Source organism: Pseudoalteromonas luteoviolacea S2607 (assembly GCF_001625575.1).
GTDB lineage: Bacteria > Pseudomonadota > Gammaproteobacteria > Enterobacterales > Alteromonadaceae > Pseudoalteromonas > Pseudoalteromonas luteoviolacea_E.
On record NZ_AUXV01000005.1, the window covers coordinates 96,102 to 113,244 of the forward strand.

Here is a 17,143-nt window from a genome sequence, read left to right on the forward strand (position 1 = left end):
CCAGCACTGGCTGGCCCAAATATGTTCAACTAAGGCGTGTTATATTGATGTACAAGCAATTCTTGGTTGCCTGTTGTCAGTGATGTATTGTACGCACAGTCATCTTGTTCAGGTAACGTGAAATAACCCAGCAGTTGTTTCATTTCACTGGCTTGCATTGCCATACGCTTAGCGGCGGCCATGGTTTCTTCAGTAATGGCTGAGTTTTCCTGAATAAGGTCAGTCAACCTTTGAACCACGATATCCACTTCTTTTATCGCTTGCTGCTGCGTGAGTGTTGAACGATTAATACTGACGATATTTTCGTTCACATCGGCTACTGCCAGTACGATATGATCTAGTTTTTGTCCCGAGCTGTTTGCCAGTGTGGTCCCTTGCTGCACCTTATCGTTACTGTTCGCAATAATCTCTTTAATTTGTTTTGCAGAAGCCGCACTTCTACCTGCAAGCTCTCTTACTTCATTGGCAACAACCGCAAACCCTCGGCCATTTTCACCTGCTCGCGCTGCTTCAACCGCCGCGTTAAGTGCCAGTAAGTTAGTCTGAAATGCCAGTTCATCGATGACAGAAACAATTTCGTTAATGTCTTTACTCGCAGTATTGACTTCATTAATTGCGTTAACGGTATCTTTTGAGAGCACGCCACCTTCTTTGGCGATAACTTGGGCATTATCAGATTTGCTCACCGCAGTTTCTGATTGTTCAGCCACTAGAGTAAGCTCTTCAAGCATGTGGCCTGTGCTGGCACTGGCTTGCTCCAAGTTGGATGCCTGTTCTTCGGTTCTGCGACTGATTTCTGTATTACTGGCGGCAATTTCACCTGCACTGTGCGTCACTAAATTTGCTGCGCTTTGGATGCCTTCAATGACCTCTGTGAGTTTACGGGTTGTGGTCTTCACGTCTTGCTGTAAGGTTGCAAAGACCCCTTCGTATTGCCCTTCTATTGATTCACAGAGGTTTCCTTTGGCGATTGCACTGAGGCTGTCTGTGACCGCATGGATGGCATTTGATATGGTATCAATGGAGCTATTCACATCGGATTTGAGTTGCAATAGTTGGCCTTGCAGTGGCGAGTCAATTTTTTGCGAAAAATCACCGCTACTCATCGCTGCCATGACGCTAGCAAGCTCTTCGATGACTCGATTAAGGTTGTTCACAGTATTGTTTATGTCATTTTTGAGTGTTGCCAACTGCCCTTGAAGGGGAGAGCTAATGGTTCTGTCAAAGCGCCCATGGCTAATTGCCATCATCACTGAAGAGATCTCACTCATTGCTTTATCCAGACTGTCCACGGATAAATTGATACTCGATTTTAGATCTGCTAATTGACCCTTAGCTGGCACATTGATTGGGTGTTTAAAGTCGCCTTCACTGACAGCAGTCATCGTGCTGCCAATGGCTTTGATTATGGCCTCTAGGTTGTCCATACTGCGATTCGTATCGGCTTTCAATTGTTCAAGTTGACCAGAAAGGGGTAACTCAATACGTTTTGAAAAGTCGCCACTGCGAATAGCAGCCATCGTATGGTTTAGTTCGTCGATAGCGCCACTTAGGCTCAAAATGGAGTTATTAACGCTGTCTTTTAAGCGTGCCAAATTACCCTTGGCGTCGACAGTGACCTGCTGTTTAAATTCACCCTGTTCGACATAGGTCATGACATTAATAATGTCGTTCATGGTATCGTCAATGGACGTAACCGAGCGATTAATGTTGTTTTTTAAGAGATCTAAATCTCCGCTTAAGTTTGCAGTAATATGTTGATTAAATTGACCTTTAGCCATAGTTTGAATAACCAGGTTAATTTCTTTCAATGCAGTTTGCAGGCTAGTTGAACATTCGTTGGTGGCTTCTTTAAGCGTATTGAGCTCGCCTTTACAAGGGGCGCTAATACGGTCACAAAACTTACCTTTGGCCATCTGATTGAGCACTCTGTTGGCTTCGGAAATCGACAGCTGTAGGGCATCTAGCAGTGAATTAAACGCCTGTGCGCTTTGCCCTATTTCATCCTGTGAATCGACTTTTGCACGCAGAGAAAAGTCCCCTTTGCTTTGTACTTCACGCATGGTATTCACCAAATTATGTACTGGGCGAGTAAGGGTACGTGAAAACCAAATAGCAATTAAGATGATCAAGATGGCACTGACAACCATAACAATGGCCATGGTTTGTCGCAGCGCACTGACTGTTGCAAATGCCTCAGCTTCGTCTATTTCGGCTAGCAATGCCCAACGCACATCAAAGACTTCCATATTACTATACGCAGACAATACCGGGTTGCCATTATAGTCGGTCACGACCTTCTGACCTTGCTTGCCTTGCATGGCAAGTTGAAACGCTTCCGTTTTTATGGTGCCTTTATCTGGGTTAGAGAACGAGGCGATAACGGAATGATGAACAGGGTCAAGGAATGAATCTGAGCGCATAAGGCCTTCTGGGCCAACTAAATAAGTTTCGCCACTTTGGCCCAGCCCATGGCGTTCTGTCATGATCTCATTAAGTGCGTCAATGGAGAGCTGAAAAATTAAAGTGGCCTGCGATACACCATCAAAGTCTAAAGTAATAGCAATAAAACTGGCAGGGGCATTATAGGAAGGAAGATAGGGTTCATAATCAGCAAAAATGGCTTCATCTTGTTCAATTAACGCACTGGTAAATGCATTGGCGATATTACTATTGGCAAAAGGACCATCAGTGAGAGAAGTGGCAAAATCCACTTCTTTAAAAACAGAGTAGACAATGTTTCCACTGTAGTTATCGACTAAAAAAATATCATATAGCTCGTAGACTTCGGCGATCTCTTTAAAAAAGTCATGATGACGCTGATGGACAATGTCGTACATATCTAAATGACCCGTTTTTTTTAACGCGACTTTTTCTCCTAGTGGGTTCGGGTTGTCTGCGAGATAACGTGTCTGTAGCTCAATACTTTGTAGTGACAGTGGGGCCAGTAAGTCAGGCACTGAGACCGGCTTGTTACTTTGTTGTTCAAACTGCGGTTGGAATTGTTGACTGTAAAACCGCTCTAAGCGCTGCGAGTCGGTATCGGTAACTTCAAGTTCATCATAAGCATCTAAAAAATCTTGGCTTGCGTTGAGGACATAGGGGTTAATTGCCAGCGACTTGAGCTTGTCTTCAACACTTTTAAAGTGCCTCTGAACCGCTCGCTTTTTGACTTTACTGACGGCGCCCAATTGCGCATATACTTGCTCGCTGATGGTGCTAGATGCCTGTGTCAGTGTAAAGGCGATGATGGTGGTGGTTGGAATGAGGGCTACCAATAAAAAAGCGGCCATGAGTTTTTTGGTTAAATCGAGAGATTTAAAGAACTGGCTGAGACTAGACATAGTGGTCTCCCTTATCCTATTTTCCTTGGTTAAAAAAGCACGATGTTTTGTGTTGCTACATTGCTTTGACCGTGTACTACCTTAAAGCCCGTTGACCAAAGTCGGTAGAGTAAACGGGGCGAAAAAGTGTACAGAACTCAGTCAAGTTTAGAACACATCTCAATAAGATCTAGCTTGTGAGTTTCATTTATCTGCACAAAGAATAAGGGAATTAGCTAGCCTGTAACGTTTGAATTACATGGTGTTTTTGGGTTTTATTGGCAGGTTAGATAGATCTGCTTAGCGGGCGGTGATTTGCGGGAAGTGGACGATAAATTCACAAAAAAGAAGCAGCCAGCGCTGCTTCTTAATTAATGCAAAAACTACGTACTATTAGTGTTTCCAGTGATAGCTGTGTGCTTTTTCTTCCATATACGCCTCAGTATCTGGATGCATTGGCGTTTTGTTGCCACCTTCAAAGAAGAAAGATTGGCGCTTACGGTTGTAGTTACCAATTTCGTTCATCGTCGCAGCGTCGTAAACACGGCCATTCAAGATAGTGTAAGCCACTTTCTCTGATTCACGAATATCGTTTAGTACATCACCGTCAATGATCACAAGGTCAGCGAGTTTGCCTTTCTCGATAGTGCCAATATCATTGTCTAGAGCGAGGTATTTTGCACCATCAATAGTACCACTGCGTAGCGCTTCCCATGCACTGAAACCACCTTGTGCCATTGACCATAGCTCCCAATGCGCGCCAAGGCCTTCACGTTGACCGTGGGCACCGATATGAACCGTAACGCCTTTGTCACGCAGTTGTTTTGCTGATTTAGCTGCGTTGATGTGGTTGTAGTGGTGTTCAGGTGCCTTTTCACGACGAATAGACATTGGCTTGACAACGTATTCTGGTACGAAGCTCATCAGGCGTTCGTTTTCCCATACATTGGTGGTGTTGTAGAAGTAGTCTTCACCCTTAATACCACCATAGGCAACGTTAAACGTTGGTGTGAAGCCCGCGTTTGTTTGGCTCCACATTTGTGTCACGTCCGAGTAGATATTTGGGATTGGTAGCGCGTGCTCAAGCCCGGTATGGCCGTCGATGATCATATTCATGTTTTGCTGGAACTTAGAACCACCTTCCGGTACTACCATGATTTCCATTTGTTTTGCAGCTTCAAGCACCTGTTGGCGCGTATCACGGCGTGGGTGATTGTAGCTCTTAACAGAAATTGCCCCTGCATCTTTCAGACGCTTAACATGGAATTGGGCATCATCTAAATTGCTAATTGGTGTTTTATAACCAGGTGCGTTACCAGCGTAAAGGATACGACCAACAGAGTAGATACGTGGTGCAACCGTTAAGCCGGCACGTTGTAATTCTGCCATTGAGAAGACTTCGTTTGAATCATTCGATGGATCATGAATCGTTGTAACACCAAAGCTCACATTAGAGAACTGGTTCCAGTTTTGCTCTGGTTGAAGCTGGCGGCTACCGTAGCTGCCATGTGCGTGCGCATCGACTAAACCTGGGATCACGGTTTTACCTGTGATGTCCATAACTTTGGCTGAGCTTGGAATTTGCACATCGCTGCGTGCGCCAACAGCAATTATGCGGTTGTCTTCAATCAGCACCACGCCATCTTCAAAGATCTCTTGTTGATTGTCTGCATCACGCATAGTGACCACTTTACCACCAACCAGCGCAAGTAAACCTTTTGGTTTATCAGCAGGCTGCTCAAAGCTCAAATCGATGCCTTCTGCGGTTAATTCATCTAGGTTGTCTGATGCATTGTCAACAAAAGAGAAGGTATCTGTTAGTTTACGTTGATACAGGTTTGGACCAAATGCCCAAGTTAGCGCGCTGCTATCCGCTTTCCAGTTCAAGAATGCGCCAGAGTATTTTGAAACTTGTTTAACAGGGAATGCTTTACCGCCTTTATTGATAGACAGTGTTTTACCCGTGCTGGTAAATGGTGCGACGAAGGTGTTGAAGTGCTCAATGAATGCCACATAGTTACCATCTGGAGATACGCGGTAATCAAAGATGTATTCACCTTTAAAGTGGCTGCGCTCTTCATGGCCGTTTAAATCAACACTTTTCAGCTCGCGGCTGGTTTCACTGCTTTCAACAGAGAAATAAATACGCTTTGGATCTGCACCAAAATGAGGTGTGTCACCACTTTTCGCGATACGTTTTGCTTCGCCACCTTTGGCGTCAACAAGGTAGATACCTGGGTGCATCGACCAATCACCACTGAGTAAGAAACCACCGGTGACTTTCTTATAAACAACCTGCTTGCCATCAGGAGAGAAGCTTGGAGAAATATAGTGACCAGGCTCTTGGCTGATAACACGGCCTTTACCGCCTTTTGCAGAGACAACGCGGATGCTACCTAGCTCTTGATCATCCCAAGTTGTATAAACGATAGACTTACCATCGCGAGAATAGCTTGGATAGAACTCAAAGTGTTCATTCTGCTTTGTTACACGTCGAATTTCACCAGACTCAATGTCTTTGATATACAAGTGGCCAAGCGCTTGGAATAAAGCTGTTTCACCATTTGGTGAGATCTGTGACCAGCGGGCTAATTTTACCTTAAAAGTATCTGGTGCCACATCGACAGCAAATTTAAGCGCTGGCGTGATCTCTTTTTCAGCGACGACGCGAGTTGGGATCACTTGTGCTTGCTTGCTTTCAATATCTACTTTGTGGAATACACCACCAGACCAGAATACGAGCGCTTTGCCGTCAGGTGTATACGCAAATGCTGGGGTGTTACCCTGCGCGCCGTTCGCTTCTTGTAAATCTCGGTCTAAACCAGAAAAGATTTGTGTTTCGATACCTGATTTTAAATCTTTAATATACAGCGCGCTGATCATCGCTTCGCCATTGTCTTCGCGTTTCACAAATGCTAAAGATTTACCATCAGGACTAGGTGTCGGACGAATTGCGCCACCTGCGCCACGAATAACCGTCTCTTCTTCCCCTGTTGCAAGGTCCCAAGAGCGGATCTCAAATACCGAGGTTAAAGCGTTTTTGTTGTATTGCCAACGAACACCCGCTGTTGCATCTACAGAGTAGTAGATCTTCTTACCATCTTTAGAAAAAGCTGGCTCAGCAACGTTTTTCTGTGACTTCGCACCGTGTAGACGTTCACGCACTAATACGCCTTGACCACCCGAGATGTGGTACATGCGGATCGAGCCGCCAGGAATAGTACGACCAGTGACTTGACCTTGTTTAACAGCGATATATTGGCCATCAGGTGACCATGATGGGTTGTGGATTAAGTTGTGAGACTCATCGGAAACTTGACGTAGGTTTTCGCCATTTGCATCCATCACCCATAAATTCTCGGCACCAGCACGGTCAGAGATAAACGCGATGTGCTTGCCATCAGGAGAAAACTTCGGCTGGAAATTCCAAGCGCGATCGCTGGTTAGTGCCTTTGCCTTACCACCTGAAATAGGCATGACATAAAGATCACCTAGCATATCGAAAATAACGTGTTCGCCATCAGGGCTAACATCCAAGTTACTCCATGTGGTTTCATTGGTGTCAATTGTGATGGTTTGCTTTTCGCCAGGAGGGTTGAGTACATCCCAATTCGCCGTGTCATTTTTGGCGCCTTCTGGCGCTGCAATAGTAGGGGTACTTAGCCCGATCAAGGCCGCACCAATCGCGATGGCGATAGGTGATTTAAATAATGCCATGGTGTATTCCTATGTGTTGTCTTAGCCTAGCGACAGTCTAATGCTGTGCTTTGGTTACTTATCTTGTTGTGAGCTTATTCGCTTTTATACTCGAGTAGCATGGCGAAATTTTTCGTCAAAGTCGACTAAATGACGACAAAACGGCCTTCAAACACGGTGGTTTTGCCTTATTTTTGTACAATAGGTCTTCATTACGCTAAAAAGGGAGCAACTAGGTCTGATTTATGCTGGTTACAAATAGCGCCCGAAACGGGAGGTATCGTGCGTTCATAGTGGTGACAATACGCTCGCAGCATACTGGTATCGGTATGCTGCGATATTTACATGAGCGGCTAACTGAGTGTTTGTTGCCTCACAAATTGCAGATAGGCTTCTAAACTTTTTTGCCACAATGCCATCGCTTGGGTAAGGTCATCATCGCATTGTTTACCATCTAATAACCGACGTTCAATTTTCTTTAGTGCGAGGCCATAACGATTGAAGCCAAGTTGCAGTGCTGTACTGGCTTGGCGGTGTAATGACTTAATACATTGTTGCTCATCTTCAGTGAGCAGCTGTTGAATATGGATGAGCTTATTTCGAGCTGAAAGAACAAATTCGTTGTAAATTGAGGATACTTCGTCTTCGCTAAAGCCACTTTTCAATGAATTCACGGCAGTATCATCGTAGAGGGTGTCACATAACTCTACGCGCATATCCGGTTTTTGTGCTTTTTGAGAGTCACTGATGGCTTGTCTCAGTTTCTCTTGTTTAATGGGTTTGCCGACAACATCCTTAATGCCCAAGGATAAATACTCTTTAATTTCTTCAGGACTCAAGCTGGCGGTAAAGGCTAAAAACGGTGTGCGTTTATTCTTATGCTCAATGGTTTGCAACTGCCTAAGCACTTCTTGTCCCGTAAAATCGGGCAGGTTCATGTCGAGCAGTACAACATCAAAAACATGCTCTTTGAGGTGCTCAATGGCGCTGGTTCCATCGTAAGCGAGCTTAATCTTGTGCTCGTCCGCCGCCATAAACTCAATGGCAATTTTACGGTTTAGATCAAGGTCCTCTACCAGAAGTACAGAGAGTCCAGTAGGGTACTCGGGGTTATGATGGCGCTGCTCAACTAAGCTGAGTTCACCAACTGGCAGACTAACATCAAAGCTAAAGGAGCTGCCTTTACCAAGTTCACTGAGTATTTCTAATTGGCTGCCCAGCTTGCTCAGAAGGCGAGCGGTAATTGCCAATCCAAGTCCAGTCCCTCCTTTGGTTTTGCCGGCATTACTTTGTACATAAGGTTCGGTCAACTTGTCGATGTCTTCTTCTTCGATACCCGGGCCTGAGTCAATGACGCTAAATCGCACAATGTGCGACATATTGGCTTCTTCAAGCAATTCAACACAGAGCTTAACCTCTCCTTTGTCTGTGAACTTGATGGCATTGCCTACGAGGTTGAGCAAAATTTGGCGAAGCTTTTGTTGGTCACAGTAATAACAAACTTGGTCCGGCAAGTCGTAAACAAGTGAGAACGTAAGCTTTTTCTGTTCGGCGAGAGGGCTCATCAACAAACACAAATTGTCCAGCCAACTCTTTAGCTCGACGTCTTCTGAAGACAAGACTTCATCACTTTGATCTAAACTTGCGTAGTCGAGTACTTTGTCAATCAGCAAGTTAAGCGATTCGGCGGAGTTAATAATGGCTTCACAATACGCCTTACTAGATTGATCATGGCTGCGGTTTAATACCAATTGCGCACTGCCCAAAATCCCGTTCAGGGGAGTGCGGATTTCATGGCTGATGGTGGATAAAAACAAACCTCGGATTTCCAAATCTTTTTGTGCTTTTTCAGTTAAATTGTTTAAGTTGAGCTCGCGGCGTTCGTTGCACAGCAGGGCCATGCCCGTTGCATAGAAAATCGGCGCCAAAACGCCATTAAAAAAGATAGCAATAGAAAACCAAGGGTCTTCAAATAAAGTCACAGCGTCTACATGTCCCATGAAAACGGTACGGCCAATAAAGGCAGTAAATACAAAGCCGAGTACGATTAGATAGACAATACTGCCGTTGGGATAAAGTGGCCTCGCATATCGGATGAAGTAGTAGCTCAGCAAAATAGCTTCGACAATATGTTGCAAGTCAGAGATTAGGATGCGTTGTCGTAAGCTGTCATCAACCACTGCGTAATATATTAACGCGGAGAGTAAAAAGAGCGTTGCGAACAGGTAGAGCCTAAATTCAAGCCCACGCTGACCTAAAAATTGACTGATCGCCCAGCAATGAATAATTGATGCGAGGAACAGGAGTGTATTAGCGATACCAATTGTCTGCCACTGAGAGAGAAAGCTGTGCAGTGCAAACATCGAGATAGCGGCAAATAACACAAGGGGGTAAAAAATATACAGTAATACGCCCGGCGTATTTTTGTTTGCTCGCCAGGTTAAGTAATTGATGAGCGTCATCATCGCGGTCATCGCTGCACTGGCTACATACAGAGTTTTGTGGTCTAACATAAAGGCTACGTTAACAATTAATCGACGTACCTAGGATAGAGCGAAGGCATACCTCAGTAAAGCTGAGTAACTAGAAAATAATGTGAGTTGCTTAAAGGCTAAACGTAGAAAAAACAAAAAAGCATGCGCTAAGCATGCTTTTTTACAGAATTACGAAGTGTACTATCAGCGAAGTACCTACCTAATTTCGTCTGGGATATTTTGCTGTGCCCATGATAGTAGCTCAATACGGTTACGACACTTGGTCTTACGAAATGCACTGTATAAATGCGTTTTAACCGTGTGTGGGCTGATATTGAGGTCTTCAGCAATCTCCTTGTTTTTCGCCCCTTTACTCATCAGCGAGATAATGGCTTTTTCACGCTTAGTGAGTTTAACTGGCTCGATGTCACCTTCTGTTAGCTTGTGTAGTGCGTCTTTGTTGAACTGCAACATACGATTTAACGCATTACACATAATTTCTCGGCGATACCACAACTGATCTTCCATCAGTAAGCGAATGCCTTTCATCAATACGTCGGCATTGTCTGTTGTATAAAACACACCACGAATACCGCTCAGTAAAGCACGATTAGCCAATTCAGGATTTTCATCTAAATTGAACAGCACAATATCACAACTGACCTTTAGGTTTACCAACTGCTCTTTGAGTTTACCCCATGCATCATTGACTGCTGTTTCAATAAAAAGTAACCGCGTATCTTCCGGCACTTCGGAGATATCAGTTCCTGTGATTACGTCTAACCCCTGAGTTTTCAGGAGTGGCTGTAAAACGTTTATTCCTATCGTGTTGATAGGCTCTTTATCTAGCAATAAAAATGCAGTACTGCTCATTTGAAAAACACTCTCATTCTGTCTGATAACGCAATGCTAACACGTGATTCAGACCTTTTGTATTAGAAATTTCATCAATAAAATGAAGTTTACGGTATAAAGTGTGGCACGATTGACCAATTTGTAAACAGCATCTAGTTGTGAAAAACTCAACTTGTTGATTAGTAGGAGAATTTATTTATATGGAGTAATAGCTTAGTCAATTACATTTTTTAACAAAGAATAATTTAAGATACTACTTTTTTCCTACTTTGGTACGGAGGCCAGCCCATTTCAAGCCCAGCTAAAACATGCAAATGAATGTGGTACACAGTTTGTCCGCCGTCATTATTGCAATTCATAACTACGCGGTAACCGTTTTCAGCAAATCCGTGCTCTTTGGCAAGTTTAGCTGCAACCAAGTGTAAATGCCCAACTAAGTGCGCATTTTCTTCATTTACATCGTTTATTGTCGCGATTGGCTGTTTTGGAATAACCAGCACATGGAAAGGCGCTTGTGGATTAATATCTTTAAAAGCAAGTGCCTTCTCATCTTCGTACACTATGTCTGCAGGTATTTCGCGATTAATTATTTTCGTAAAAATCGTCTCTTGGCTCATTACTTTTTTCCTTATATACGTTAGTTTAGCTGTTCAGCATAGCGTGGACTTAACAAGATACAAGGGAAATTACAATTAGCATTCATCATAATTGTAACTAAATTTGGCACAAATACCTGCATTGACAAAGGTAGCAAGCAAATAAAGAGGAAATATGAAGAAAATTAGTATATTTGGAGTTTTAGTAGCACTTTTTAGTGGTATTTCTGTATCTGGGGAAGTTAATTTCCCAGAAGAATTGCTTCCTTTGCAAGTAAACAACACTGAAATCGAGCACTCTTTTTTTAACAAAGTTCGCACTTTAGAATTACCGGCAGGGGTTCACCGAATTAAGGTGAAATATTCGGACTTATTTGAGCTGGATTATGATGAACATGAAGTCGTGGACTCGGCACCGTTTTGGGTTGAGGTAGAGCTCGGTGAAGGGGACTACCAAGTACGTTTTGAGGCCATTGAAGACGTTGAACAAGCTCGCCGCTTTGCTAAATCCCCAAGTATTTGGCTACAAGCTAAACAGGGCGAGACTGTCAGTGCTAAAAGTGTAACTCAGCGATCGTCACAGCCCGTTGCGCCAATAAAGGTGGCGGTAGCACAAAACTCTGTGTCTGTGGTATCAACAACTAGCCAAAGTTCGGCTCCTGCAGCTGGCAGGCCAGATGCCGCTGCTATGCTGAAGTTTTGGTGGCAGCAAGCAAGCCCAGAGCAACGTGCCGCATTTTTGGCGACCATAAATAAAGATAAGCCATAGGCAAGGTGATCTTGCGTGGGTCATGAGTAACCCAAGCAAGATCATGCGCAACCGTTAGTTGAAAATTGCGTCAACGGTACCTTGTGCTAGTGGGTGGTAGCCTGGACGCGCGTTTTGGTAAATACGGTATGCCCAATCTCGTTTACCATGTGCAACTAGTGCCTTGTACAATGGTACAATTAACTTGCGACGACCAATGCCTGATAGATGTTTATCAAGTGCTGGATATATCTCTTTATAGCCATTGCCGACTGCAAGCATGTACCACGCAAATGCCAGTTCCGCATTGGATGAGTTGGTCAGATTAAATGCATTGTCTAGCGCAGTCATATTTTCAAGCGACAGATCTCTGGGTAAGTTGTTTAGAAAATGCAGCCACTCATGTACTGTCCAGTCCTGTGTTGGTAGGGTGCTTAACTGCTTACTGCCACTCAACCAAGCCTGTGTATGCGCGTCAACTTGATTAAATGCGTCAGATGTAGGCGTTGGGGCATCAGCAGGTAGGCCTGGTTGGTAGATCCATTCCTTAGCTTTTTCCAGTGACACAATACCTGGGTGCTTTTGTAGTAAATGCTTGTCTAAGTACTTTACAAATTCAGCTGTTGTAAGTGATTTAAATGCATAGGCATCAAAATACCCTTTCACAAAGATATCAAACTTTTCACGACCAAATTTTTCTTCTAGGTAAATCAAAAATAGTTGGCCTTTGATGTAAGGTACTTTGCTGAAGGCATCATCAGGGTCACGGCCGTTGAGCTTCAAGTTTAAGCGTGTATCGGGTTCTGGGATCTTAGTCAGTTGTGCGCGCAGTCCAGCGGCATCAAGCGCTTGTTCCATCACGGCGCGATCGCGGCCAAAGACTTCTTCCATAATGCGGTTTTCAACGTACGACGTGAATCCTTCATTCAGCCAGAGATCTTCCCAAGTAGCGTTGGTGACTAAATTACCCGACCATGAATGTGCTAATTCGTGCGCGATGAGGTTAACTAGGCTCTTGTCACCGGCTACGACAGTTGGCGTTATAAACGACAATCGTGGGTTTTCCATGCCGCCAAATGGGAAGCTAGGTGGCAACATTAGTAAGTCATATCGACCCCAAGCATACTCACCATACATGGCATTGGTTTTGTCGATCATTGCCTGAGTGTCATTAAACTCTGCAACCGACGCTTCTAGGATTTGTGGCTCAGCAAAAATCGCGGTTTGATGTGACATTTCTTTATATTCTAAATTGCCTGCGCCAATTGCGATTAAATAGGGCGGGATCGCCTGTGGCATATCAAACCAATAGTCACCGTCTTTAACAAAAGCTTGTGAATTGTCTGCACTCATAACTGCACGAACATCTTTTGGGGTTTGGATACGCGCAGTATAGGTTGTGCGCATAGCTGGTGTGTCTTGTACTGGGATCCAGCTTCTGGCATGAATGGCTTGAGACTGACTGTACATAAATGGATGTGTTTTACTTGCAGTCTGTACAGGTGTAAGCCATTGTAAGCCAGACGCTTGTGGCAAGCTGTTGTAATAAATTCGCGCTTTTTTGGCTTGTTGCTTGAACTTAATCGTCAACTTTGCACCTTTTACACCACTGCGGGGTGCTAAGGTAAAATCAGCGCGCTGCCACTGACCTTTATGGTTTTGATACATTACACGGTCGATTTCAAGATCACGTGTATCTAACACCAGTGTGCGTGCCTGCTTGTTTTGCCATTGTAAGGTATGTTCGACGAACCCTTCGAGTTGTTTGTCTTCAAAGTCGACATCTAAATCCAAGTGCAAGTGTGTACTTACTACATCTTCAAGATTTGAATAAGTATGTTCGTCGACGGCCTTTGCCGCCATAACTGTGTGAGAGAGGCCCGCAATAGCGAGGCCAAAAGTTAAGGCTGAGAGTTTCATTTTTATCCTTGCTCATGATTGAGAGTGGCTTCTGTTATACCACTTCCGTGTACAAAAGCTACTCAGATGCGTTGGCGGTCGCAATCAGGTAAACTACCGCAAATAATCAGTATTCTTGATAGGCGCTACCTGTGCAGTCATTGCAGTCATTACATACCTTTGCTCTTCCCGCTAATTGTCAAAAATTGGTGCGCATTACAATGTCTGAGCAATTACATACCGTTGATTTTTGCCAACCTTTTTTCATTCTTGGAGAAGGCAGTAACTGTGTTTTTCTAAATGATTTTGAGGGCACAGTAATACAGATGGCAAATCGCGGTATCGATGTAAAAGAGCTGGATGACTATTATTTAGTTCACGTTGCTGCGGGGGAAAACTGGCATCAGCTGGTGATGAAACTGCTTGAAATGGGCATAGCTGGACTTGAAAACTTGGCGTTGATCCCAGGCACAATAGGTGCCGCTCCTGTGCAAAATATTGGGGCTTATGGGGTTGAGCTGGCAGATGTCTTCTCCCACTTAGTGGGGTTCAACATAGATGAGCAGACATTTGAAACCTTGGATAAAAGCGCGTGTCAGTTTGGTTATCGTGACTCGGTTTTTAAGCAGGCTTTGCAGGGCCGTTTTGTGATCACTGAGGTTGTACTCAAGTTACCAAAACAGTGGCAGCCTGTACTCGAGTATGGACCACTGCGAGACTTACAGAATACAGAGGTCGATGCGAAACAAGTCGCACAGCGGGTAATGCAGATCCGTCGCAGCAAGCTACCGGATCCTGAGTTATGTGCTAATGCCGGTAGCTTTTTTAAAAATCCCGTAGTGAGCCGCGAGGTGGCGAAAACCTTGTGTGAGCGCTATCAAAATATGCCGACTTATCCTGTCGACGATGAAAAGGTGAAATTAGCGGCTGGCTGGTTGATTGAACAAGCTGGGTTGAAAGGGCATCGCATTGGCGGTATTCGAGTTTATGACAAGCAAGCTTTAGTATTGGTCAATGACGAGCAAGGTGATGGCGAAGAGTTACTGGCGATGATCACGTACATTCAAAAAACGGTTTTCGACAAATTTATGGTTGAGCTGATACCGGAAGTACGACTAATTGGTTGCAGTGGCGAGTTTTCAAAAGGAGTCGAGCATGGTTAAGGCACCTGCGGGCAATAAGCTTGCAATACTAAGCGCGTTGAGTCGCGATCATTTTATCTCTGGGCAGGCATTAGGAGAAACCTTGGGGATCAGCCGAGCGGCAGTGTCTAAACATATTAAATCACTGCAAGATATGGGCATTGATATCTTCAAAGTGACGGGTAAAGGGTATCGGTTAAATCATAGTTTGCCCTTATTGGACCAGAGTAAAATCTTGCCAGTGTGGCAAGCGCTGAGCGAAAGTGTATGTAACATCGAAGTGCAACCGATTATAGACTCGACAAACAGCGAGCTGATGCGTCGTATTCAAGCGCCCGACAGTGATATGCGGTCGGGGCATGTATTGGTCGCCGAAATGCAGCAAGCAGGGCGAGGTAGACGCGGCCGTCAATGGCAGTCTCCTTTTGGGGCCAACCTATATTACAGTTATTACTGGTTGTTCGAAGAGGGGATGCAGGCTGCGATGGGGGTTTCCATCGCGGTAGGTTTGGCTGTGTACGACGCGTTGCATGCGCTATATGACTTAAATGTACAATTAAAGTGGCCAAACGATATCTATATTAATGAGCAAAAGTTGGCAGGGGTCCTTGTTGAATTAGATGGGCAAATGGAGGGGCCTTGTCATTTGGTGATTGGTATTGGCCTTAATATTGCGATGCCAGCTGGTGCTGCGCAGCACATAGATCAAGCTTGGACAGATCTCAGTCAGCATGTGCCAAATATAGATAAGAACCAATTGGCCGTGGTACTGACACTTTGTTTGCAAAAGCGCTTATCTATGTATCAAAAAAACGGGTTGGCTGGCATGGTGGCGCAATGGAATGAACTCAATGCGTTTCGTAACCAAGTGGTGAGTTTGAGTACTGGTCAGAGACAATGGCGGGGCGTTTGCGAAGGTATTGATGCCCAAGGGGGTATTGTGCTGCGCCAAGATGGCGAATGTAAATCATATTATGGTGGTGAGATTTCACTACGTAAGGACGGGTAATGCGTTTACTAATTGATGTAGGCAATACTGCCGTCAAAGTCGCGACGGAGCACCAAGGTCAAATATCCGTGATTTCTGAAGCGACTATTCCCTGGCAAAATATCTCGGAAGTACTGATAGCACAAGTCGGCAAAAACGATGATCTAGAGCCAATATTGGCGCATGCCAAAGCGCATCACCTACCTTACTTCTTTGCCAACGTAACAGCAACGTTAGGCGACTTAGTCTGCGCTTATCCCGAGTTTAAAAACTTAGGCATTGATCGTTGGTTGACTGTTGTTGCGAGTCATCATTTATTTCCTAATAGAGTATGTATTATTGTGGATTCGGGGACTGCGACCAAAGTGGATGTGCTCAATGGACAAGGTCAGCATCAGGGCGGGTGGATTTTACCTGGCTTAGACATGATGATCGACAGTTTGGTCTCAAACACGCAAAAGGTATTCAGTGATGAAGACACCAAATTTGATACTGCGCTGGGCATAAACACCCCCAATGCGGTAAAAAATGCGGCATTGAGTGCGACTGTGGCACTAGCACAGCGGGCAATTAATGAAATGGAGGAAGCAACAGAGGGGCTGCCTATACAAGTTATCTTTGCTGGTGGTTATGGCGAGCTCATTCAGCAACACCTTGATACTTCGGGCATCTATTTTGATGACTTAGTGATGCAGGGGTTGGTTTTTTGGCGTAAATGCCAACAAAACGCTTAATTAATGAAAGCTTTGCTGTAAATATGAGCATTTAAACAATAAATTGTGATTTTTTTTAATATAACTGTTGCATAGTGCCAGCGGTTGCTCTAATATCTCGCCCCGTACTAAAGCAGTGCCGACTTAGCTCAGTTGGTAGAGCAACTGACTTGTAATCAGTAGGTCATCCGTTCGACTCGGATAGTCGGCACCATTTTCAAGATTTAGAACACGCTTTAGAAAAGAATTTTTATGTGGAGGGGTTCCCGAGCGGCCAAAGGGATCAGACTGTAAATCTGACGGCTCAGCCTTCGCTGGTTCGAATCCAGCTCCCTCCACCACTTTATTCTTGACGGTTCTGAGGTAGTTAAGAACAGGTTCCTAAAGCGGGCATCGTATAATGGCTATTACCTCAGCCTTCCAAGCTGATGATGCGGGTTCGATTCCCGCTGCCCGCTCCAGATTTCTGGTGTGCTGATATAGCTCAGTTGGTAGAGCGCACCCTTGGTAAGGGTGAGGTCGGCAGTTCAAATCTGCCTATCAGCACCAGTCTCCGGATCTTCCCAAATACTTCCTTTGATTTGTCACAAAAACATTTATAATTGTAAAGAATAAACATAGTCCCCGCGCGCGCGCGTGGATTATTTTTATATGTAATCTAGATACACAAAAACTTATAGGTTCCGTCATGGCAAAAGAAAAGTTTGAA

General features: G+C 44.5%; 10 protein-coding genes and 4 tRNA genes. 8 read left to right on the forward strand and 6 right to left on the reverse strand.

Translation table 11 applies throughout. The features are described 5' to 3' along the window. Positions 1-29: 29 nt before the first annotated feature. The 5 genes from N480_RS05105 to N480_RS05125 all read right to left on the reverse strand — a co-directional run bounded on the left by N480_RS05105 (position 30) and on the right by N480_RS05125 (position 10,965). Positions 30-3,344, reverse strand: coding sequence for a methyl-accepting chemotaxis protein (locus N480_RS05105; protein ID WP_063371465.1), 3,315 nt, complete (start codon positions 3,342-3,344; stop codon positions 30-32). 372 nt (positions 3,345-3,716) lie between these two features. Further along, entirely contained in the window at positions 3,717-7,040 is a 3,324-nt protein-coding gene (locus N480_RS05110) for an amidohydrolase family protein (RefSeq protein WP_063371466.1), read from the reverse strand. A 332-nt stretch (positions 7,041-7,372) separates the two neighbouring features. Beyond that, positions 7,373-9,532, reverse strand: coding sequence for an ATP-binding protein (locus tag N480_RS05115; RefSeq protein ID WP_063371467.1), 2,160 nt, complete (start codon positions 9,530-9,532; stop codon positions 7,373-7,375). Positions 9,533-9,709: 177 nt separating this feature from the next. Beyond that, positions 9,710-10,366, reverse strand: a complete 657-nt coding sequence (locus tag N480_RS05120) for a helix-turn-helix transcriptional regulator (RefSeq protein ID WP_039611367.1) — start codon at positions 10,364-10,366, stop codon at positions 9,710-9,712. A gap of 227 nt (positions 10,367-10,593) precedes the next feature. Further along, positions 10,594-10,965: a histidine triad nucleotide-binding protein gene (locus N480_RS05125; RefSeq protein ID WP_063371468.1), complete on the reverse strand. Its 372-nt coding sequence runs from the start codon at positions 10,963-10,965 to the stop codon at positions 10,594-10,596. Between the two features lie 154 nt (positions 10,966-11,119). Here N480_RS05125 and N480_RS05130 point away from each other — a divergent pair, with 154 nt between their 5' ends. Beyond that, complete coding sequence (locus N480_RS05130; protein WP_063371469.1) at positions 11,120-11,713, forward strand: DUF2057 domain-containing protein; 594 nt, start codon at positions 11,120-11,122, stop codon at positions 11,711-11,713. A gap of 54 nt (positions 11,714-11,767) precedes the next feature. On the opposite strand, the gene N480_RS05135 is transcribed toward N480_RS05130, so the two are convergent. Beyond that, a complete protein-coding gene (locus tag N480_RS05135) occupies positions 11,768-13,612 on the reverse strand; it encodes a M1 family metallopeptidase (protein WP_063371470.1) in 1,845 nt (614 codons plus the stop codon). A 131-nt stretch (positions 13,613-13,743) separates the two neighbouring features. On the opposite strand from N480_RS05135, the gene murB reads away from it, so the two are divergent. The 7 genes from murB to N480_RS05170 all read left to right on the forward strand — a co-directional run bounded on the left by murB (position 13,744) and on the right by N480_RS05170 (position 16,983). Beyond that, positions 13,744-14,754, forward strand: coding sequence for a UDP-N-acetylmuramate dehydrogenase (murB, locus tag N480_RS05140; RefSeq protein WP_063371471.1), 1,011 nt, complete (start codon positions 13,744-13,746; stop codon positions 14,752-14,754). Beyond that, positions 14,747-15,742 (forward strand): bifunctional biotin--[acetyl-CoA-carboxylase] ligase/biotin operon repressor BirA, encoded by a 996-nt coding sequence (gene birA / locus N480_RS05145; protein ID WP_063371472.1) that lies wholly within the window; start codon positions 14,747-14,749, stop codon positions 15,740-15,742. The genes murB and birA overlap by 8 nt, the downstream gene beginning before the upstream one ends. Continuing rightward, on the forward strand, positions 15,742-16,455 hold the full coding sequence (locus N480_RS05150; RefSeq protein ID WP_063371473.1) for a type III pantothenate kinase: 714 nt from the start codon (positions 15,742-15,744) through the stop codon (positions 16,453-16,455). The genes birA and N480_RS05150 overlap by 1 nt, the downstream gene beginning before the upstream one ends. A gap of 117 nt (positions 16,456-16,572) precedes the next feature. Then, a tRNA-Thr gene (locus tag N480_RS05155) sits at positions 16,573-16,648 on the forward strand. A 42-nt stretch (positions 16,649-16,690) separates the two neighbouring features. Then, a tRNA-Tyr gene (locus N480_RS05160) sits at positions 16,691-16,775 on the forward strand. 45 nt (positions 16,776-16,820) lie between these two features. Further along, positions 16,821-16,895 (forward strand) — tRNA-Gly (locus N480_RS05165). A 12-nt stretch (positions 16,896-16,907) separates the two neighbouring features. Beyond that, a tRNA-Thr gene (locus tag N480_RS05170) sits at positions 16,908-16,983 on the forward strand. Positions 16,984-17,143 lie beyond the last annotated feature (160 nt).

Excerpts from the sequence above, each read along its gene's own strand:
- N480_RS05105 (WP_063371465.1), bottom strand. The coding sequence starts at position 3,344 with ATGTCTAGTCTCAGCCAGTTCTTTAAATCTCTCGATTTAACCAAAAAA.
- N480_RS05110 (WP_063371466.1), bottom strand. The coding sequence starts at position 7,040 with ATGGCATTATTTAAATCACCTATCGCCATCGCGATTGGTGCGGCCTTG.
- N480_RS05115 (WP_063371467.1), bottom strand. The coding sequence starts at position 9,532 with ATGTTAGACCACAAAACTCTGTATGTAGCCAGTGCAGCGATGACCGCG.
- N480_RS05120 (WP_039611367.1), bottom strand. The coding sequence starts at position 10,366 with ATGAGCAGTACTGCATTTTTATTGCTAGATAAAGAGCCTATCAACACG.
- N480_RS05125 (WP_063371468.1), bottom strand. The coding sequence starts at position 10,965 with ATGAGCCAAGAGACGATTTTTACGAAAATAATTAATCGCGAAATACCT.
- N480_RS05130 (WP_063371469.1), top strand. The coding sequence starts at position 11,120 with ATGAAGAAAATTAGTATATTTGGAGTTTTAGTAGCACTTTTTAGTGGT.
- N480_RS05135 (WP_063371470.1), bottom strand. The coding sequence starts at position 13,612 with ATGAAACTCTCAGCCTTAACTTTTGGCCTCGCTATTGCGGGCCTCTCT.
- birA (WP_063371472.1), top strand. The coding sequence starts at position 14,747 with ATGGTTAAGGCACCTGCGGGCAATAAGCTTGCAATACTAAGCGCGTTG.
- N480_RS05150 (WP_063371473.1), top strand. The coding sequence starts at position 15,742 with ATGCGTTTACTAATTGATGTAGGCAATACTGCCGTCAAAGTCGCGACG.